Genomic DNA, 22722 nt, shown 5'->3' with positions numbered 1-22722 from the left:
ACGAAAACTACTGCAAATATACGTATTTTCCTGCAAACCACAAAATGTATTAAGTGCTGACAATCAGTATATTTACATAATATGTAATTTCATGAAATACCCTACAAAAAGACTCATAATCCAAAGATACTTATCGCTGCTACTTCCTACCAGCACATAACGATAGTCGGGATCGATGTCGAGCACATAATAATCAGCATAAAACCACAAGAAGAACGATACTTTCAACTTGCCCGGATCAGCAGCATCAGGTTGTTTGGCTTTTCCTTTAATCTCTTTGTACTTGCCGTCTTTATAACCAGCATTCAGCACTTCAATCCGTCCGTTATCAAGCAAGGTATAAGTAGCTGTCACCCGATTCATTCCCTCTTCAAAGCGATGATCATAACGTGCTATCTCGTACCATTTTCCCATAAAACGAGTCACATCGAAAGTCTGCACCGTCCGGTTGTCAATCTCCTTACTTGCAATAACAGAGCCACAACCACTCAATCCTAAGATAGAGCACAAAAGAATCAGAATGTTTTTCATACGCTTTCAAGTTTATTATGTGTAGAGAAGTCAACAAAATCGGTAATGTCACACAGTTGCCACCAGCATGTGCCACTCACTTCTCTCGTTCTACTCTTCCTATTGACAAAGATAAAACATTGCAGACACACAACCAAACAATCAGCCCTTGAATATTACGCAAACTTTACGTAATTTTGCCAACATCTTTTGTTCAGAAAATGAAAATCTACACATGGAATTGTTAGTATACAAAGCATCCGCCGGGTCAGGAAAAACATTCACTTTGGCCGTCGAGTACATCAAACACCTGATAGCAAACCCAAGAGCCTACCGGCAGATTCTGGCTGTGACCTTTACCAACAAGGCCACTACCGAAATGAAGGAACGTATCTTGCAGCAACTGTACGGTATCTGGCAGGCCGACCCCGCATCCGACGCTTACCTGAAACGTATAGAAGAGGACCTCGCACGCCATCACCAGACAGGCATGCCCAAGCCCTGTACAACCAGCGAATTGAGGCAACGCGCCGGCATGGCTTTACAGTACATTCTACACGACTATAGCCGCTTCCGCGTAGAAACCATTGACTCCTTTTTCCAGTCCGTCATGCGTAATCTTGCACGCGAGCTGGAACTGAGCCCTAACCTGAATATCGAACTGAACAACAACGAAGTATTGAGCGATGCCGTCGATACCCTTATCGACCAACTCACTCCCACCTCACCCGTATTGGCATGGCTTCTGGCCTACATCGACGAACGTATTGCCGACGACAAACGCTGGAATGTATCTGATGAAATAAAACGATTCGGACGAAACATCTTCGACGAAGGCTACATTGAACGTGGCGAAATGCTGCGCCAGAAATTACGCGATCCGCAAGCCGTCAGACTTTATCGCGACGTGCTGCGTGAAATGCTGACAGATGCCCTTGAACAGATGAAAGCTTTCTACGATCAGTTCGTCGGCGAACTCGAAGCCCATGCCCTCACCTCCGACGATCTGAAAGGAGGGACACGAAGCATTGGAAGTTATTTCCGTAAATTGCGCGATGGAAAACTGGCCGACAAAGATGTATTGAACACTACCCTGAAAAATTGCCTCGACGACCCGCAAAACTGGGCATCGAAAACATCGACGCGCAAAAAAGACATCATCCACTTAGCCGAAAGCAGTCTGATGCCCCTTTTGCGTGACTCAGAAAGACTACGTCCACAACGCAACCAAACAGTAAATAGTTGCCGCCTCTCTCTACAACATCTTGACAAACTACAGCTGCTAAACCACATAGACGAACAGGTACGTATCCTTAATAAAGAACAGAACCGTTTTCTGCTGTCTGACACGAATGCCTTGCTGCATCGACTGCTGGGTGAGGGCGACTCATCATTCGTCTTCGAAAAAATCGGAGCCAGCATACACAATGTGATGATCGATGAATTTCAAGACACCAGTCGGATGCAATGGGACAACTTCCGCATGTTGTTGCTTGAAGGCCTCGCACAAGGTGCCGACAGCCTCATCGTGGGCGATGTCAAACAATCCATTTATCGCTGGCGCAACGGCGACTGGAGCATTCTGAATAACCTTGGCAGTTCTACCAACAAAGACTCTTTTGGTTCCAACCGTTTTCCCATTCGTGTGGAAACGCTGAAAACAAACCGTCGAAGCGAAACCAATATCATCCAGTTCAACAACCATTTCTTCACCCAAGCCGTCGATTATCTGAATGCTCTGCACTTGGACGAACTGCACGAAGAATGCCACCCACTGAAGAATGCCTATGCTGATGTCGCCCAAGAATCACCACGCAGCCTGTCGCGCGGCTATGTAAAGGCCAGTTTCCTTGAACCCGACAACGACCACAACTACACTGAACAGACTTTGATTGCATTAGGCAACGAAGTACGTCATTTACTCGATAGCGGTATACTGCTAAACGACATCACCATACTGGTACGTAAAAACAAAAACATTCCTCTCATTGCCGACTATTTCGATCAGGAACTCCGCCTGCCTATCGTCTCTGACGAAGCTTTTCGTCTTGATGCATCCGTAGCAGTCGGCATGCTGATAGATGCCCTACGCATCCTGCTCGATTCTGATGACAAAATATCGCAAGCCTCGCTTGCGACAAACTACACCCAATACGTGGCTACCTCCCCGGTTCAATGGCATCAGTTATTCGCCGAACCGAACTCTGGCATACTGCCCGAAGCTTTCTGTGCACACACCGCAGAACTTCGCCTCATGCCTCTATACGAACTGTTAGAAGAACTATACAGCATCCTGCACCTCAACCTCGTCGCAAAGCAAGATGCCTACCTGTTCTCCTTCTTCGATGCCGTGACACAATATCTGCAAGACAATCCTTCGGACATCGGTCACTTCATCCGCCATTGGGAGGACACACTATGTGCCCAGACAATCCCTAGTGGCGAAGTGGATGGCATACGTATCCTCTCTATTCACAAATCGAAAGGACTTGAATTCCACACCGTGCTCATCCCATTCTGCGACTGGAAACTGGAAAACGAAACCAACAACCAGCTTGTCTGGTGCCAAGCGCCTTCTGCCCCCTACAATGCACTTGACTTGGTTCCCGTTACCTACAGTCCTCTCATGGCTGAATCTGTTTACCGTTCCGACTATCTGGATGAACGCCTTCAGTTATGGGTCGACAACCTGAATCTATTATACGTAGCTTTCACCCGCCCCGAAAAAAACCTCATCGTATGGAGCAAAAAGGACCAGCGTGGCACTGTAGCCGAATTGCTGGCCAACGCACTTCCTTCCGTAGCCAAAGCCATCGAAGGAAGCCTGTGGGACGAAGAATTCGCTACGTTTGAGAGTGGTTCTCTATGCCCTTCGACCCTATCCGGACAGGAAAATAAAACTTCTGCCAACAAGTTGGCTTTCAGTCCCCATAAACAACCGGTACGTATGGAAAGCCTGAAGCACGACATCGAATTCAGACAATCCAACCGCTCAGCCGATTTCATTGCCGGTATCGATGAAGAAGAATCTGCACAACGTTTCATCAACCGCGGACGCCTGCTTCACACCCTCTTCTCAGCCATCGAAACCGAAGCCGACATTGACAATGCAGTCTCACACCTTGTAGCCGAAGGTGTCATCGGCCACCAAACAACCGCAGACGAAATCAGAGAGCTTACCAGACGTGCCTTCTCCCTACCCGAAGTCAAACAATGGTATTCGGGAGAATGGCGCCTGTTCAACGAGTGCGACATCATCTGGCTTGACAACGGAAAACTGCTTAACCGCCGTCCCGACCGTGTAATGATGAAAGGAGATGATATCGTGGTTGTCGATTTTAAATTTGGTAAGCCTAGTAAACGATATAACCGACAGGTTCAAGACTACATGCGCCTGCTGGTACGTATGGGCTACACTGCCTCTCACATAAACGGTTACTTGTGGTATGTAGACATGCAACAAGTAGAAAAGGTAGATTTCGAGAAACAAGAAAAAACAAAAAACAAATAAAATAAAAATTCAGCAAGATGCAAACTTTCCTCCAACTGGTAGCCCACGACCTTTATCATAAGATAGGTAATGACCTGTCACGCACAGCCATTGTCTTCCCCAACAAACGTGCCAGCCTTTTCTTCAACGAATATCTGGCAGCCGAAGCCGACCGTCCCATCTGGTCGCCTTCGTATGTCAGCATCAGCGAATTATTCGGTCAGCTATCCCCCCTGAAACTTGGTGACCCCATTCGCTTGGTATGCGAACTCTACAACATATTCGTCCAAGAAACCCATAGCGACGAAACCCTCGACGACTTCTATTTTTGGGGTGAATTATTGATCAGCGATTTTGATGATGTCGACAAGAACCTTGTAGATGCCGACCGCCTTTTCACCAACTTACAAGACCTGAAAAATCTGATGGACGACTATAGCTTCCTCGATCACGAACAGGAAGAAGCCATCCGCCAATTCTTTCAGAACTTCTCTATCGAAAAACGTACGTTGCTGAAAGAACGTTTCATCTCCCTTTGGGACAAACTGAACGATATTTACCATCATTATCGCGACAGCCTGACCCAACTGGGCATTGCTTACGAAGGAATGATGTATCGCAACGTACTCGAACAACTTACAGCCGACTTCAATGCCGGTATTCCTCTGCTTCCCCGCTACGATCGTTATGTCTTCGTAGGCTTCAACGTATTAAATAAGGTAGAGAAAGCCTTCTTCTCCCTTCTGCAAGAGGCTGGCAAAGCTCTTTTCTACTGGGATTACGACATCTTCTACACCCGTCTGCCTCATGAACAGCAGCCACCCTATACACACGAAGCAGGTGAATTCATCTTGCAAAACCTCAAGATTTTTCCCAATCAGTTACCCGAATCGGTTTTCGACACCTTGCGGAGCAACAAAAAAATACAGTATATCTCCTCTCCTACCGAGAATGCACAGGCACGCTTCATTCCTCAATGGGGTCAAAGCATTGACACTACAAAGAACCTGAAAGAAAACGCCATTGTTCTTTGTAATGAAGCCCTTCTCTTGCCAGTGCTTCACTCGCTCCCGGCAGACATTAAAGACGTCAACGTCACCATGGGATTTCCACTGGCACAAACACCTGTGTACAACTTCATCAACGCCCTTGTCGAACTGCAAACCTCCGGCTATCGCACCGATACGGGCCGCTACACCTACGAAGCTGTGCTTAACGTGTTGAAGCATCCCTACACCCGTCAGTTATCCCCTTCGGCTCCGGCACTCGAATTGTCGCTTACACGCAACAACCGTTTCTATCCTCTTCCTTCCGAACTTAAACAAGATGCTTTTTTGGAGAAGGTATTCACCCCACAAAACGGCATTCAGGCTTTGTGCACCTACCTCATTGACATGATACAGGAAGTAGCTGTTCTCTACCGCCACGAAGACGATTCGTCCGACTTATACAACCAGCTCTACCGCGAATCGCTGTTCAAAGGTTATACTCTTATCAATCGTCTGCTCAGCCTGATTGAAGATGAGGTATTGACTTTACGTCTCGACACCCTGAAACGGTTGCTCAACCGCCTGCTGGTTTCGGCCAACATCCCTTTTCATGGCGAACCTGCCATCGGACTTCAGGTCATGGGAGTACTTGAAACACGTAACCTAGATTTCAAGAACCTGCTTATCCTCTCACTGAACGAAGGCAAGTTGCCCAAAGCCGAAGGCGAATCATCCTTCATCCCCTACAATCTGCGCAAAGCTTTCGGCATGACTACCATCGAACACAAAAATGCTGTCTACGCTTACTATTTTTATCGACTCATTCAACGTGCCGAAAATATCACCCTGCTCTACAATACTTCTTCCGACGGGCTGAACCGGGGAGAAATGTCACGTTTCATGTTGCAGTTTCTCATCGAATCGCCTCATACTGTTACCCACAGTTACCTCGAAGCAGCTCAATCACCTAAGCAAGGTCGCACCATCCAAATTGATAAAACCGATGAAGTAATACGTACAATGTACGCCACCTACAACAGCCGTCTCCATCCCGAGCGTCTGCTATCTCCCTCGGCTTTGAACTCTTATCTGGACTGCCGACTGAAGTTTTACTTCCGTTACATAGCCGGCCTTAAAGCACCTGATGAAGTCAATGCCGAAATCAATTCAGCTCTGTTTGGAACTATTTTCCACCGTTCTGCCGAACTGGTATATACCGACCTTACCAGCCACCAGAAGGAAATACATAAAACAGATCTCGAACAATTACTCAAAGACGACGCACGACTGCAAGAGTACGTCAACCGAGCTTTTAAAGAAGAGTTTTTCCATGTACCTCCTCAGGAAAAACCTGAATACAACGGAAGCCAACTCATCCACGCACGGGTCATTGTTTCCTATCTGAAACAACTGCTCAGAAACGACTTGCAATATGCCCCCTTCAGCATGGAAGCTATGGAAAAGACTGTAAAAGAAAGTATCGAGATTGAGACCTCCAAAGGAAAACTATCAGTAAACATTGGTGGCACTATTGACCGTATGGATAGCAAGGATGGTACTTTGCGCATTGTTGACTACAAAACAGGAGGCTTACCTAAGACACCTGAGAACATTGGACAGCTTTTCACCCCTTCTGAGAATCGCCCGGGTTACATTTTCCAGACCTTCTTGTATGCCGCCATCATGTGCCGCAAACAATCCCTAAAAGTAGCACCCGCCCTTCTCTATATCCACAAGGCTGCTTCCGACACCTATTCGCCGGTTATTGAGATAGGTGCTCCGCGTCAGCCCAAAATTCCAGTACTCAACTTTGCTCTTTACGAAGACGACTTCCGCGAACATTTACAAGCCTTGCTGAACGAGATATTCAATCCGCAAGAACCTTTTACCCAAACTGATGACACGAAAAAATGCGAATATTGCGATTTTCATAAATTATGCTGGGGATAAGTTGAAGTACGGAACACAATGCATAATGCCACCTATATGGCTTTATGCATCCAATTAAAAAACTTATTCAATATGTTAAAATAACAATATGAAATTAAAAAGCACAAATATGCTTTCAGTTTAGTATATTTAATTACTAAATTATCAACCAATCGTAACCGTTTAAACAAATGCTTTAATTTTATTATAAACAAGATTATTGAAAATTTACCATTTTGAAATTAATACCATATATTTGCCGTGCATTTTGACACAAATAATAGGTATTACAGGAAATAAAGTTAATCAAGATGGTAAAGCAAGAACTTTTTAACAACAAAACAAAGGAAAAGAGAGGACTATACGATCCGTCTTACGAACACGATGCATGTGGTGTAGGAATGATTGTAAACATCCACGGAAACAAAAGCCACGAATTGGTTGAATCGGCTCTGAAAGTGCTTGAAAACATGCGCCATCGCGGTGCTGAAGGTGCTGACAACAAGACTGGCGACGGGGCAGGTATCATGTTGCAGATCCCCCATGAGTTTATCTTACTACAGGGAATTCCCGTGCCCGAAAAAGGCCGATACGGAACAGGTATTCTATTTCTTCCCAAAGATAAAAAAGATCAGGAAGCTATTCTTAGCATCATCATTGAAGAGATTGAGAAAGATGGACTCACATTGATGCACCTGAGAAATGTACCCACATGTCCCGAAATTTTAGGGGAAGCAGCACTGACTGCTGAACCGGACATCAAACAAATCTTTATTACCGGATTCACCGACAGCCAGACAGCCGAAAGAAAACTATATATTATAAGGAAAAGAATAGAAAACCGCATAAGAAGGTCGGACATTCCTACCCGAAACGACTTCTACGTATGTTCGCTATCGACCCAGAACATTGTCTACAAAGGCATGTTATCGTCTATGCAATTAAGAGGGTACTTTCCTGACTTGACCAACAGTTACTTCACCAGTGGTCTGGCTTTGGTTCATAGCCGGTTCAGTACTAATACTTTCCCCACTTGGGGACTCGCCCAGCCTTTCCGCTTGCTGGCACACAACGGCGAAATAAACACCATCCGAGGAAACCGCGGATGGATGGAAGCCCGCGAATCGGTATTGTCCACCCCCACATTGGGAGACATACGCGAAATACGCCCCATCGTACAACCAGGTATGAGCGACTCGGCCTCGTTGGACAATGTGCTTGAATTCCTAGTCATGTCCGGTATGAGTCTGCCTCATGCTATGGCCATGCTCGTACCCGAATCTTTCAATGAAAAGAATCCTATCAGCGAAGACCTGAAAGCTTTCTACGAATACCACTCCATCTTGATGGAACCATGGGACGGTCCTGCCGCTCTGCTCTTCAGCGACGGTAGATATGCTGGTGGTATGCTCGACCGAAACGGTCTCCGTCCTGCACGCTACCTCATTACAAAAAATGACACGATGGTAGTAGCCAGCGAAGTAGGTGTAATGGATTTTGAGCCAGGCGACATAAAAGAAAAAGGACGCCTTCAACCCGGAAAAATCCTGTTGGTTGACACACAGGAAGGACGTATCTACTATGATGACGAACTGAAGCGCCAACTGGCTGAAGCCAAGCCTTATCGCGCATGGCTTGCCACCAACCGAATCGAATTGGACGAACTGAAAAGCGGAAGAAAAGTTGCACATAGTGTACCTCATTATAGCGACATGCTCCACATCTTTGGATATACCCGCGAAGATATCGAAAAAATTATTCAGCCCATGGCCGAAAATGGTGCCGAGCCCGTAAGTGCCATGGGTAACGATACACCATTGGCTGTATTGAGTGATCGCCCACAATTGCTGTTCAACTATTTCCGACAGCAATTCGCTCAAGTCACCAATCCGCCTATCGACCCAATCCGCGAAGAATTGGTCATGTCGCTCACCGAATACATCGGAGCTGTGGGAATGAACATCCTGACTCCTAATGCCGAACACTGCAAAATGGTAAGGTTGAACCACCCCATATTGACCAATACGCAACTTGATTTGCTTTGCAACATTCGCTACAAAGGATTTAAAACAGTAAAGCTTCCTATGCTCTACGATACTTCCAAAGGAAGAAACGGTTTGCAAGAAGCCATTGCCTCGTTGTGTAAGCAAGCAGAAGAAAGTGTCAATGAAGGAGTTAACTATATTGTTCTGACCGACCGTGAGGCAAACGACGCACATGCCCCCATCCCTTCACTCCTGGCCGTCAGTGCTGTACATCATTACCTGATTTCTGTAGGCAAACGTGTACAGACAGCCCTTGTAGTAGAAAGTGGCGAAATACGCGAAGTTATGCATGCAGCCCTGCTGCTCGGATTCGGAGCCAGTGCTCTGAACCCCTATATGGCTTTCGCCGTACTCGACCAATTGGTGGCCGACAAAGACATCCAGCTGGATTATGCCACAGCCGAGAAAAACTACATCAAAGCCGTATGCAAAGGTTTGTTCAAAGTGATGAGTAAGATGGGTATCAGTACCATCCGTTCTTATCGCGGTGCAAAAATATTCGAAGCTGTAGGGTTGAGTCAGGAATTGAGCGATGCCTACTTCGGTGGACTGAAATCATGCATAGGTGGTATCGGTTTGGAAGAAATTGTCAAATTCAGATTCAGAAATCCCCATCCTCAAATAGAGGGCTCGCATGCCGAAAGCGAAGATACGACAAAAGCCGGTAAAGAACTTTTGCCCAACGCAGGTATCTACGCCTTCCGTAAAGATGGCGAAAAACATGCATGGAATCCCGAAACCATAGCTACCCTGCAATTGGCTACACGTACGGGAAGTTACAAGAAGTTCAAAGAATTTACCCGCTTGGTAGATGAAAAAGAACAGCCTATCTTCTTGCGCGATTTCCTGGATTTCCGACATAATCCCATCGACATTAACCGTGTAGAGCCTGTCGAATCCATCGTGCGAAGGTTTGTCACCGGAGCCATGTCGTTCGGTGCCATCAGCCAGGAAGCCCACGAAGCCATTGCCATTGCCATGAACCGTCTGCACGGACGCAGCAATACCGGCGAAGGAGGAGAAGACAGCTCACGCTTCGACAACGAAACCAGAAGTGCCATCAAGCAGGTAGCTTCCGGACGTTTTGGCGTGACAACCGAATACTTGGTCAATGCTGACGAAATCCAAATCAAAGTGGCCCAAGGTGCCAAGCCTGGTGAGGGCGGACAATTGCCAGGATTCAAGGTAGATGAAGTCATAGCACGCACTCGTCACTCCATCCCGGGCATCTCGCTCATCTCGCCTCCACCTCATCACGACATCTACTCTATCGAGGATTTGGCACAACTGATTTTCGACCTGAAGAACGTGAACCCGCACGCCAAAATCAGTGTCAAGCTGGTTGCTGAAAGCGGTGTAGGAACCATCGCTGCCGGTGTGGCAAAAGCCAAGGCCGACTTAATCGTCATCTCTGGAGCCGAAGGAGGCACGGGAGCATCACCGGCATCAAGCATCCGGTATGCAGGTATCTCGCCCGAAATCGGATTGAGCGAAACGCAACAGACGCTGGTATTGAACGGTCTGCGCGGACAAGTCCTCCTGCAAGTAGACGGACAATTGAAGACTGGACGTGACATCGTACTGATGGCTATGCTCGGTGCCGAAGAATATGGGTTCGCCACTGCCGCCCTGATCGTACTGGGATGCGTGATGATGCGTAAATGTAATCAGAACACATGTCCCGTAGGTGTAGCCACCCAGGATGCCGAACTTCGCAAACGCTTCAGAGGACGAAGCGAATACCTGGTGAACTATTTCACTTTCCTGGCACAAGAAGTACGCGAGTATTTGGCCGAAATCGGAGTTGAAAGAATGGACGACATCATCGGACGGACGGATCTCATCATCCGAAGTAAACGCGATTACAAGAACCCCAAGCATGCCTTGCTCGACTTCTCGCAATTGCTTACCCGTGTAGAGAACGGAGCTGCTATACGCCACGTCACCGACCAACAACACGGCATCGACCACGTAAAGGATGTAGAAATCCTCCACGCTGCTGCCGAAACATTGGAGAACCAGAAAGAGATCTCCTTAGAATATACTATCGCCAACACCGATCGTGCCTGTGGTGCCATGTTGTCGGGAGCCATCGCCCAAAAGTATGGCGCTAAAGGACTTCCGGAGCATACCCTGAATATAAAGTTCAAAGGTTCGGCCGGACAAAGTTTCGGAGCCTTCTTGGTACCAGGTGTCAACTTCAAGTTGGAAGGCGAAGCCAACGACTACTTGGGCAAAGGACTCAGCGGTGGACGCATTGCCGTATTGCCTCCTGTTCGAAGCAACTTCGAAGCCGAAAAGAACACAATTGCCGGAAACACCCTGCTATACGGTGCAACCAGCGGAGAAGTATACATCAACGGATGTGTGGGCGAGCGATTTGCCGTACGTAACTCGGGAGCCATTGCTGTAGTCGAAGGTGTAGGTGATCACTGCTGCGAATACATGACCGGCGGACGTGTCGTTGTACTGGGTAAAACCGGACGAAACTTTGCTGCAGGTATGAGTGGAGGCGTAGCCTATGTATGGAATAAAGAAGGAAATTTCGACTATTTCTGTAACATGGAAATGGTAGAACTCTCGTTAATCGAAGAAGCATCGTACAGAAAAGAGTTGCACGAACTCATCCGGCAACATTATCTGTACACCGGTTCGAAACTGGCACGCGTCATGCTCGATGACTGGACACACTACGTCGACCAGTTTATCCAAGTAGTACCTATCGAATACAAAAAGGTATTGCAGGAAGAGCAAATGCGCAAGTTGCAACAGAAGATTGCCGACATGCAGAGAGACTATTAAACGATAAAGGAACAAAAGAAGCAAAACTTCCTTCCCAGACATGAAACCATCGTCTTTAATGTCTAATGAAGCGAAGCGGAAAGATAACTTCTTTAACTCCTAATGAAGTGAACTTCATAAACTAATGACAACATGGGAACCTCAAAAGCATTTTTAAATATACCCCGCCAGGAAGCGGGTTACAGACCGATAGAAGAAAGAATCACCGACTTCAGCCAGGTAGAGCAAACCCTGAACAGCCACGACCGTAAACTTCAGGCCAGCCGGTGTATGGATTGTGGCGTACCTTTCTGCCACTGGGCATGCCCGCTGGGCAACAAAGACCCGGAGTTTCAGGCTGCTCTCAGCAAGGGAAAATGGGAAATGGCTTACAGAATATTATCGCAAACCAACGACTTTCCGGAGTTCACCGGCCGAATATGCCCTGCGTTGTGCGAGAAGTCGTGTGTATTGAAACTGTCATTCGATGCTCCTGTCACTATCCGCGAAAACGAAGCAGCCATAGCCGAAGCCGCCTTCCGCGAAGGCTACATCCGTCCGCTGAAACCGGTAAGAAACGGTAAGAAAGTGGCAGTCATCGGTGCAGGCCCTGCCGGACTAAGCACAGCTGTCAGACTTAACGCCCAAGGATTCGAAGTCACTATCTTCGACAGGAATCCCATGCCGGGAGGACTGCTGCGATACGGCATCCCCAACTTCAAGCTTCCTAAAGAAATCATCGACCGACGCATGAAGCTTCTCAAGGAAGAAGGCATCCACATGGAAATGGGAGTAACCGTTGATGTAGAAAAGCTTCCGGAAGGATTCGATGCCTATGCATTGTGCACCGGTACTCCCGAAGCCCGCGACCTTAACATTCCCGGACGAGACCTGAAAGGTATCTACTTCGCACTCGACATGCTGGCACAGCAGAATCGGATATTGGACGGAGAAACCTTCCCGAAAGAACAACTGGTGAACGCTCATGGTAAGAAAGTGCTCGTTATAGGTGGCGGAGACACTGGAAGCGACTGTATCGGTACCAGCATCCGACAAGGAGCCGTAAGCGTCACTCAGATCGAAATCATGCCCCAGCCGCCCGTAGGATACAATCCAGCCACTCCTTGGCCCCAATGGCCTGTCGTGCTGAAAACAACTTCCAGTCACGAAGAAGGCTGTATCCGGCGGTGGAGCCTGAATTCGAACAAATTCATTGGACGGAACGGTCGTGTAACCGGTGTCGAAGTAGAAGAAGTAGAATGGATTCCGGCTGCCGACGGCGGACGTCCCACAATGAAACCCACCGGGAAAAAAGAAATTATCGAAGCAGATATGGTACTTCTGGCCATGGGTTTCCTGAAACCCAAACATCCGGAGCTTCCGTCCAATGTTGTGATAGTCGGCGATGCCGCCACAGGAGCCTCGCTCGTCGTGAAATGCCTTGCTGCCGGACGCCGTGCTGCTAAAGACATCGAACAGATGTTATCCGATAAGGAGAAATAAATTCATCACTAACCTTCAACAAAAAACGTAAATATTATGTGTGGAATAGCCTGCATCTTCAATATTAAACATCAAACGCCAGAACTGAGACAAAAGGCTCTCACCATGGCGAAACGCATACGCCACCGCGGTCCCGACTGGAGCGGAATCTATTGCGGCGGATCGGCCATACTGGCACACGAGCGACTCTCCATCGTTGATCCTCAAAGTGGAGGACAGCCGCTCTTCTCACCCGACCGCAAACAGATTCTGGCTGTAAACGGCGAAATCTATAACCATCGCGACATCCGGCGCGACTTCGCTGGCGACTATGAATTTCAAACTGGTAGCGATTGCGAAGTTATCCTTGCCCTATATCGCCGTTACGGAAAGGACTTCATCGAACATCTAAGCGGTATCTTTGCTTTCGCCCTTTACGACGAAGAACGCGACGAATTCCTCATTGCCCGCGACCCCATTGGTGTTATACCTCTTTATATAGGTAAAGACAAGGATGGTACCGTCTATTGTGCCAGCGAACTGAAAGCTCTGGAAGGCATGTGCGACGAATACGAACCATTCTTGCCCGGCCACTACTATTGGAGCCGCGAAGGAGAAATGCGCCCTTGGTACAAACGCGAATGGACTGAATACGATGCAGTCAAAGACAACTATACCGATAAAGCAGATAACGAGACACGCACTTCTGCCGCCTCGGCCTGCGATCCCGAAGCATATCGCATGCAAGTGTCAGCCATTCGTACCGCCCTTGAAGATGCCGTTCGCCGCCAGCTGATGAGTGATGTTCCTTACGGAGTACTGCTATCAGGCGGTCTTGATTCTTCCGTCATCTCGGCTGTAGCCAAACTTTATGCCGCCAAGCGTGTGGAAACAGACAGTACCCAGGCAGCCTGGTGGCCGCAACTGCATTCCTTTGCCGTCGGACTGAAAGGAGCTCCCGATTTGGAAAAGGCACGCCTCGTGGCCGAACATATCGGAACCGTACACCACGAAATCAACTATACCATTCAGGAAGGACTGGATGCCATCCGCGATGTTATCTACTACATCGAGACATACGATGTGACTACCGTACGTGCCTCTACTCCGATGTACCTGCTGGCTCGGGTCATCAAGTCGATGGGTATCAAAATGGTACTGAGTGGTGAAGGAGCCGACGAAGTTTTCGGAGGCTACCTCTACTTCCACAAAGCTCCTACTCCACAGGCCTTCCACGAAGAGACGGTACGCAAACTCTCCAAACTCTATATGTACGACTGCCTTCGTGCCAACAAATCCCTCTCGGCATGGGGAGTAGAAGGACGCGTGCCATTTCTCGACAAAGAGTTCCTCGATGTAGCCATGCGTATTAACCCTGCCGTAAAGATGTGCCCGGGTCATACCATCGAAAAGAAAGTGGTGCGCGACGCATTTGCCTCACTTCTGCCCGACAGTGTAGCCTGGCGACAGAAAGAACAGTTCTCAGACGGTGTAGGCTATTCTTGGATAGACACTTTGAAAGCCATAACCGCTTCTGCCGTAAGCGACGAACAAATGGTACATGCTGCCGAGCGTTTCCCTATCAATCCGCCACAAAACAAGGAAGAATACTATTATCGCAGTATTTTCGAAGAACATTTCCCCAGTGAATCGGCAGCCCGCTCGGTACCCAGTATACCCAGCGTAGCATGTTCGACCGCCGAGGCTCTGGCTTGGGATGCTAGCTTCAAGAATCTGAACGACCCCAGCGGCCGTGCAGTTGCCGGAGTTCACGAACAGGCATATTGATAAATCTCTCCATCGTAAATCTTAAAAAGAACCGTATCTTTCCTTAATATAGGATAAAGATATGGTTCTTTTGCATTTTTATAGTATGCAAACGTTATCCTTACAACCAATAAACTGTCTACAATGTAGTTAATCACCTACTATCACACAATCCGAAACTTTTATCAATAGGACCAAGATACATAAAAAGGCTCTCCTCTATTCTGAAGTATTCCAGAAGTCATACTTTCAGATTGTAGAAATATATCCCTATAATATTCCAATCTGAAACCTAAACACACAATATCTATTCATCTTGAAAGTAAAAGCTAAAATATTTAGAAAAAAGACAGGGATACAAATATAAAATAATCAAAACGTCGTATATTTGCATTGAAATAAAACAAAAAGATATACCAATCAATTATTAAAAGACAAAATGACAAGAGTGGTTAGATTTACTAAAATGCACGGAGCTGGAAACGACTACATCTATGTAGACACCCAACGTTACCCTATCGAGTATCCGGAAACACTTGCCATCAAATGGAGTGCTCCGCATACGGGAATAGGCAGCGACGGACTGGTGTTGATCGGATCATCGGAAAAAGGTGATTTCAGCATGCGCATCTTCAATGCCGACGGCTCAGAAGCCAAGATGTGCGGAAATGCCAGCCGATGCATAGGTAAATACCTCTACGAACATGGACTGACCCACAAACAAGAAATCAGACTTGAAACCTTGTCGGGCATTAAAATCCTGCAACTACATGTCAAGGACAGCAGCGTAAATTCCGTTACTGTAGACATGGGGATACCTGCCGACGAACCGGTCGACTACGACGGACTAGGAGCCAAACCGATGAAGGAACGTCCTATAGTTGCCGGAGGAAAACAATGGATCGGTACCACCATATCAATGGGAAACCCACATCTGGTGATCTTCGTAGAAGACCTTAACGAAATAGATATAGAAGATGCCGGACCGAAACTGGAAAATCATCCCTTATTCCCCGGACGAATCAATGTAGAATTTGCCCAAATTCTGGAAGACGGAAAAATCAGAATGAGAGTATGGGAACGCGGTTCGGGCATTACTCAGGCCTGTGGTACAGGTGCATGTGCTACCGCCGTAGCTGCTTGCATCACCGGACGTTGCGGAACAAAATCGGACATCATCATGGACGGAGGAACCCTTACTATTGAATGGAATCAAGAAACCCGACATGTACTGATGACAGGAGAAGCGACCCAAGTCTTCGAAGGAGAAATTAATATAGAAGATTGAGAAACAAAACGAGCTTTGCTCGTTCATTCAATTGACAGAAACTTAATTCAACTAACCAAATAAAAAAGATTATGGCTTTAATAAACGAACATTTCTTAAAATTACCTGGTAGTTACTTATTTTCAGATATAGCTAAAAAGGTAAACACATTCAGGATAACACATCCCAAACAAGATGTCATCCGTCTGGGCATCGGAGACGTTACCCGTCCACTGCCGCAGGCTTGCATCGAAGCCATGCATAAGGCAGTGGACGAGATGGCCAGCGAAAAAACGTTCCGCGGATACGGACCGGAGCAAGGATACGACTTCCTGATCGAAGCTATCCTTAAAAATGACTTTGCCTCCCGAGGAGTCCATCTGTCACCGGCCGAAATCTTCATTAACGACGGTGCAAAAAGCGATACCGGAAACATCGGCGAACTACTACGTTGGGACAACAGCATGGGGATTACCGACCCAGTATACCCGGTATACGTAGACAGTAACATCATGTGCGGACGTGCAGGAGTATTGGAAGAAGGAGGCCACTGGAGCAATGTCACCTATCTTCCCTGTACCGAAGAGAACGGATTCATTCCGCAAATCCCCGACCGACGCATCGACCTCATTTACTTATGTTACCCCAACAATCCGACCGGTACTACACTGACCAAAACGGAACTGAAAAAATGGGTAGACTATGCGCTGGACAACGACACCCTGATCGTATTTGATGCAGCCTACGAAGCCTTCATCCGCGAAGACGACGTGCCCCACTCCATCTACGAAATAAAGGGAGCCAAGAAATGTGCCATCGAGATACGAAGTTTTTCGAAAACCGCCGGTTTTACCGGGGTACGCTGCGGCTACACCGTAGTGCCCAAAGAACTGACTGCCGCCACTCTGACTGGCGACCGCGTAGCCTTGAACAAGCTATGGAACCGCCGCCAGTGCACCAAGTTCAACGGCACAAGCTACATAACCCAACGGGCTGCAGAAGCCATCTATACCCCCGAAGGCAAACAACAGGTAAAAGCCAACATCGACTATTACATGGAAAATGCCCGAAATCTGAAAGAAGGGCTCGAAGCTGCCGGATTAAAGGTATACGGTGGTGTCAACGCTCCCTACATCTGGCTGAAGACACCTCAGGGAATCAGTTCTTGGAAATTCTTCGAACAAATGCTCTACGAAGCCAATGTAGTAGGCACTCCAGGAGTAGGCTTCGGCCCCAGCGGAGAAGGATATATACGGTTGACAGCCTTTGGCAAACACGAAGACTGTACAGAAGCGCTGAAGCGCATCAGGAAGTGGCTGGCATAAAAAAGAATTTCTTTTTTACTCACTTTAAATAGTTTTAATAGGTATGAAAACAGGAAGATTGAAATCAGGAGTAATAGCCATCGCGCTATTATCTGCAGCTTTCGGAGCAAAAGCACAGGACAAAGTAGAAGCATCGGTCGGCGCCGACCTCGTAAGTGGTTACATCTGGCGCGGACAGGACTTGGGAGGCGTCAGCATACAGCCCGGCGTATCATTGTCCTACAAAGGTTTTTCACTGGCTGCATGGGCCTCGGTAGGCCTGGAAAGCTCCGATACAAAAGAAATGGACCTGACTTTAGGATACTCAACAGGAGGGTTCAGCGTATCGGTTACAGACTACTGGTTCAATAGCGGAAATGGTTACTTGCACTACGGTGCACACAGCACGGCACACGTGTTCGAAGCACAGGTTGGATATGACTTCGGCCCGTTGGCGGTTAACTGGTATACCAATTTCGCAGGTGCCGACTACGCGAAGTACGATGGCAGTCGCGCCTATTCTTCCTACATTTCGGTAGCAGCACCTTTCAAACTTGGCGGACTGAACTGGAGCGCAGAGATCGGTGCTACTCCATGGGAAACAGCTTTCTACAATAAGACAGGCAACTGCCCGGGGTCAAACGGTTTCACCGTATGCAACATCAGCCTGGAAGCAAGCAAGGCAATCCGGATCACCGATAGTTTTTCGCTTCCTTTGTTTGCCAAAGCCATCTGGAATCCACGTACCGAAGGGGCCTACTTCGTAGCCGGAATAAGTTTCTAACACAATCATAAATAGTTTAAGGTATGAAAAAGATTGAAGCTATCATCCGCAAGACCAAATTCGAGGAAGTGAAGGACGCACTGCTCGAAGCGGATATCGAATGGTTCTCCTACTACGATGTCAGGGGAATAGGAAAGTCCAGAGAAGCCCGTATCTACCGTGGTGTCATGTACGACACCAGTTCTATCGAACGTATTCTTATCTCGATTGTAGTGCGTGACAAAAATGCCGAGAAGACTGTACAAGCCATCCTGAAAGCAGCTCAAACGGGCGAGATAGGCGACGGACGTATCTTCGTCATTCCCATCGAAGATGCCATACGCATACGTACTGCCGAACGAGGCGACATTGCCCTCTACAACGCCGAACAGGAAAAATAGCACGCAACTCACAAACCACACAAAGACCAATTACAACAAATACAACTAAAGTAAAAAGATTATGGATACAACAACTGATACACTGGCGCAACTGGTTTCGGGCGTCAACACCGTATGGATGCTATTGGCAGCCATGCTGGTATTCTTCATGCAACCGGGTTTTGCATTGGTAGAGGCTGGATTCACTCGTACAAAAAACACTGCCAACATCCTGATGAAGAACTTTGTGGATTTCATGGTAGGTTCACTCCTTTATTGGCTGGTAGGTTTCAGCATTATGTTCGGACTGGGCGATTTCTTCGGTACGCCCCACTTCATGAGCTTGCTGTTCGACAGCAACGGTCTGCCCGATCCTGCCTCACTCCCTACCGAAGGCTTCCTCGTATTCCAGACCGTATTCTGTGCCACTTCGGCCACCATCGTTTCGGGTGCCATGGCCGAACGTACTAAATTCTCCATGTATTTGGTTTATACTATCTTCATCAGTGTACTGATCTATCCGGTATCGGGCCACTGGACATGGGGTGGCGGCTGGCTGATGAACGGCGATGAAGGTTCGTTCATGATGAATACGTTCGGAACTACCTTCCACGATTTTGCTGGTTCTACAATTGTACACTCCGTAGGTGGCTGGATTGCTTTGGTCGGAGCAGCTATCCTGGGCCCGCGCCTTGGCAAATACGGAAAGGACGGGAAGTCGAAAGCTATTCCCGGTCACAACTTGACCATCGCCGCCTTGGGGGTATTCATCCTGTGGTTTGGCTGGTTCGGATTCAACCCCGGCTCACAACTGGCTGCCGCTACAACCGACGATCAGGTAGCCATCTCACTGGTATTCCTCAACACCAACCTGGCAGCCTGTGCCGGTGGTTTCATGGCACTGCTGGTAAGCTGGTTCAAATATGGTAAACCGTCACTCTCACTTACCCTCAACGGTATCTTGGCCGGCTTGGTAGGTGTAACAGCCGGATGCGATGCCGTATCGCCACTGGGAGCTGTTATCATCGGAGTCATCTGCGGAACTTTGATGATCTATTCGGTAGAGTTCATCGACCGCGTACTGAAGATTGACGACCCCGTAGGAGCCAGCTCCGTACACGGCGTATGCGGATTCACCGGAACCATACTTACCGGACTGTTGTCTACCAGCGAAGGTCTGTTCTACGGTGCAGGCTGGGGATTCTTCGGAGCACAGGTATTCGGTGCAGTAATTGTAGGTAGTTGGGCAGCCATCATGGGCTTCATCATCTTCAAGGTGCTCGACAAGATTCATGGTCTGCGCGTACCGGCACGTATCGAAGAAGAAGGACTCGACATCTACGAACACGGAGAGTCGGCCTATAACTGATAGCTTAATCCCGGGCGGGCTTGGCCGCCTTCCCGGAAACCAGATAAAAAAGAAAATCTTTATTCTAACACATCATTTTTAAACCAACAAATTACAAAGGTATTATGTCAAAACTGAGATTCAGAGTAGTCGAAACGGCGTTCAAAAAGAAACCCGTTGCAGTGGCAATCCCCGAGGAACGACCTTCGGAATATTTTGCCAAGTATGTTTTCAACAAGGAAAAGATGTTCAGGTATCTGCCCAGCAAGGTATACGCAAAGTTGATCGACGTAATCGACAACGGTGCTCCACTGGATCGCAGCATTGCCGACGAGGTAGCTGCAGGAATGAAAAAATGGGCTCTTGAAATGGGAGCCACTCACTACACTCACTGGTTCCATCCGCTGACCGAAGGTACGGCCGAAAAGCACGATGCCTTCATCGAACACGACGGAAAAGGAGGCATGATGGAAGAGTTTACCGGCAAACTGCTGGTTCAGCAGGAACCGGACGCTTCGAGCTTCCCCAACGGTGGAATCCGTAATACGTTCGAGGCACGCGGCTACTCGGCATGGGACCCGTCGTCACCCGCTTTCATCGTAGACGACACTCTGTGTATTCCGACTATCTTTATCGCCTACACTGGCGAATCGCTCGACTATAAGGCACCGTTGCTGAAGGCGCTGCGTGCCGTTGACAAGGCTGCCGTAGAGGTATGCCACTACTTCAACCCCGACGTCAAGAAAGTATATGCCTACCTGGGCTGGGAACAGGAATATTTCCTGGTTGACGAAGGTTTGTATGCTGCCCGTCCCGACCTGCTGATGACCGGACGTACACTGACCGGACACGACTCGGCCAAGAACCAGCAGCTGGAAGACCACTACTTCGGTGCCATTCCGCCCCGTGTGGCAGCCTTCATGAAGGAACTGGAAATTGAAGCACTGAAACTGGGTATCCCCGTAAAGACACGTCACAACGAAGTGGCTCCCAACCAGTTCGAGCTGGCTCCTATCTTCGAGGAGTGCAATCTGGCTGTCGACCACAACATGCTTATCATGGCACTGATGCGTAAGATAGCACGCAACCACGGCTTCCGCGTACTGCTGCACGAAAAACCCTTCAAGGGAGTAAACGGAAGCGGCAAGCACAACAACTGGTCGTTGGGTACCGATACCGGCATTCTGCTTCACGCGCCTGGCAAACAGCCCGAGGACAACTTGCGTTTCATCACGTTCGTAGTCAACACACTGATGGCTGTCTACCGTCACAATGGTCTGCTGAAGGCTTCCATATCGAGCGCTACCAACGCACACCGTCTGGGAGCCAACGAAGCACCTCCCGCCATCATCTCTTCTTTCCTGGGCAAGCAGCTGAGCCAGGTGCTCGAACACATTGAGGAAAGCACGAAGGACGAACTCATCAGCCTCAGCGGCAAGCAGGGCATGAAGCTGGACATTCCGCAGATTCCGGAATTGCTGATCGACAACACCGACCGCAACCGTACCAGTCCGTTCGCCTTCACCGGAAACCGCTTCGAGTTCCGTGCCGTAGGTTCCGAGGCCAACTGTGCCAGCGCCATGATCGCCCTGAATACTGCCCTTGCAGAACAGTTGACAGACTTCAAGAAAGACGTGGACGAACTGATTGAAAAAGGCGAACCTAAGATTTCGGCCATCCTCGACGTCATCCGCAGATACATCAAGATCTGCAAGCCCATCCATTTCGACGGAAACGGTTACAGCGACGAATGGAAAGCCGAAGCTGCACGCCGCGGCCTGGATTGCGAAACAAGCGTCCCCGTCATCTTCGACAACTACCTGAAACCGGAAAGCATCGCCATGTTCGAGTCGACAGGCGTCATGACCAAGAAGGAACTCGAAGCCCGCAACGAAGTGAAGTGGGAAATTTATACCAAGAAAATCCAGATTGAGGCTCGCGTATTGGGTGACCTGGCCATGAACCACATTATCCCCGTGGCCACTCAGTACCAGACCGAACTGATAGACAACGTCTACAAGATGAAAGAACTGTTCCCGGCAGAAAAAGCAGCCAAACTTTCGGCCAAGAACCTGGAACTGATAGAGGAAATTGCCGACCGCACCGCTTTCATCAAAGAACACGTGGATGCCATGATCGAGGCCCGCAAAGTGGCCAACAAGATTGAATGTGAACGTAGCAAAGCCATCGCCTACCACGATACCATCGTTCCGGCCATGGAAGAAATACGCTACCACATCGACAAGCTGGAACTGATTGTGGACAACCAGATGTGGACGTTGCCCAAATACAGAGAACTGCTGTTTATCAGGTAACAGACACAAATCTATAAAAACATCGGCATTCAGCCTCCTCATCACCGTCTGGCAGTCAAACAGACAGAGGCGGCGAATGCCGGTTGAAAATTCTTTTGTTGGTTGTTTTAAGTTTATAAAGGGAGAGGTGCCGTGAGGCAGTTCTCCCTTTGCTTTATGCCGTACATACTATCCGCCTGTCGTCCACAACCGGCGTTTCCTTCGTTCCCTTTTAATGGGAATTCCAGTTTCCCTTAACGGGAACGGCAGTTTCCTTTAATGGGAACTCCGGTTCCCTCTAATGGGAACAGCCGTACCCACAAGTGGGAACCGGCGGTTCGACCAGAGAAAACCGGAGTCTACCTAAATCTTC

General features: G+C 48.3%; 12 protein-coding genes. 11 read left to right on the top strand and 1 reads right to left on the bottom strand.

The window, feature by feature from the left end; genetic code table 11:
• Window positions 1-72: 72 nt before the first annotated feature.
• Window positions 73-531 carry a lipocalin family protein gene (locus BQ5591_RS10890; protein WP_071149317.1) on the bottom strand — a complete coding sequence of 153 codons (459 nt, stop codon included), beginning with the start codon at window positions 529-531 and terminating at the stop codon, window positions 73-75.
• A 214-nt stretch (window positions 532-745) separates the two neighbouring features.
• On the opposite strand from BQ5591_RS10890, the gene BQ5591_RS10885 reads away from it, so the two are divergent.
• From BQ5591_RS10885 to BQ5591_RS10835, 11 genes are all read left to right on the top strand, one after another.
• On the top strand, window positions 746-4021 hold the full coding sequence (locus BQ5591_RS10885) for a UvrD-helicase domain-containing protein (RefSeq protein WP_071149316.1): 3276 nt from the start codon (window positions 746-748) through the stop codon (window positions 4019-4021).
• Between the two features lie 17 nt (window positions 4022-4038).
• Entirely contained in the window at window positions 4039-6939 is a 2901-nt protein-coding gene (locus BQ5591_RS10880; RefSeq protein WP_071149315.1) for a PD-(D/E)XK nuclease family protein, read from the top strand.
• 290 nt (window positions 6940-7229) lie between these two features.
• Window positions 7230-11765 (top strand): glutamate synthase large subunit, encoded by a 4536-nt coding sequence (gltB, locus tag BQ5591_RS10875; RefSeq protein WP_071149314.1) that lies wholly within the window; start codon window positions 7230-7232, stop codon window positions 11763-11765.
• A gap of 132 nt (window positions 11766-11897) precedes the next feature.
• Complete coding sequence (locus BQ5591_RS10870; protein ID WP_071149313.1) at window positions 11898-13247, top strand: glutamate synthase subunit beta; 1350 nt, start codon at window positions 11898-11900, stop codon at window positions 13245-13247.
• A gap of 36 nt (window positions 13248-13283) precedes the next feature.
• Window positions 13284-15014 carry an asparagine synthase B gene (gene asnB / locus BQ5591_RS10865; RefSeq protein ID WP_071149312.1) on the top strand — a complete coding sequence of 577 codons (1731 nt, stop codon included), beginning with the start codon at window positions 13284-13286 and terminating at the stop codon, window positions 15012-15014.
• A gap of 418 nt (window positions 15015-15432) precedes the next feature.
• Entirely contained in the window at window positions 15433-16281 is an 849-nt protein-coding gene (gene dapF, locus BQ5591_RS10860) for a diaminopimelate epimerase (protein ID WP_071149311.1), read from the top strand.
• Between the two features lie 71 nt (window positions 16282-16352).
• Window positions 16353-17585 (top strand): LL-diaminopimelate aminotransferase, encoded by a 1233-nt coding sequence (locus BQ5591_RS10855; protein ID WP_022163815.1) that lies wholly within the window; start codon window positions 16353-16355, stop codon window positions 17583-17585.
• 43 nt (window positions 17586-17628) lie between these two features.
• Window positions 17629-18348: a hypothetical protein gene (locus BQ5591_RS10850; RefSeq protein ID WP_071149310.1), complete on the top strand. Its 720-nt coding sequence runs from the start codon at window positions 17629-17631 to the stop codon at window positions 18346-18348.
• A gap of 23 nt (window positions 18349-18371) precedes the next feature.
• Entirely contained in the window at window positions 18372-18728 is a 357-nt protein-coding gene (locus BQ5591_RS10845) for a P-II family nitrogen regulator (protein ID WP_022163817.1), read from the top strand.
• 61 nt (window positions 18729-18789) lie between these two features.
• On the top strand, window positions 18790-20076 hold the full coding sequence (locus BQ5591_RS10840; RefSeq protein ID WP_071149309.1) for an ammonium transporter: 1287 nt from the start codon (window positions 18790-18792) through the stop codon (window positions 20074-20076).
• Between the two features lie 104 nt (window positions 20077-20180).
• On the top strand, window positions 20181-22370 hold the full coding sequence (locus tag BQ5591_RS10835) for a glutamine synthetase III family protein (protein ID WP_071149308.1): 2190 nt from the start codon (window positions 20181-20183) through the stop codon (window positions 22368-22370).
• Window positions 22371-22722: the final 352 nt, after the last annotated feature.

The organism is Bacteroides ndongoniae (assembly GCF_900108345.1).
Classification (GTDB): Bacteria; Bacteroidota; Bacteroidia; order Bacteroidales; family Bacteroidaceae; genus Bacteroides; species Bacteroides ndongoniae.
This window is presented reverse-complemented; position numbering and strand designations above follow the sequence as displayed.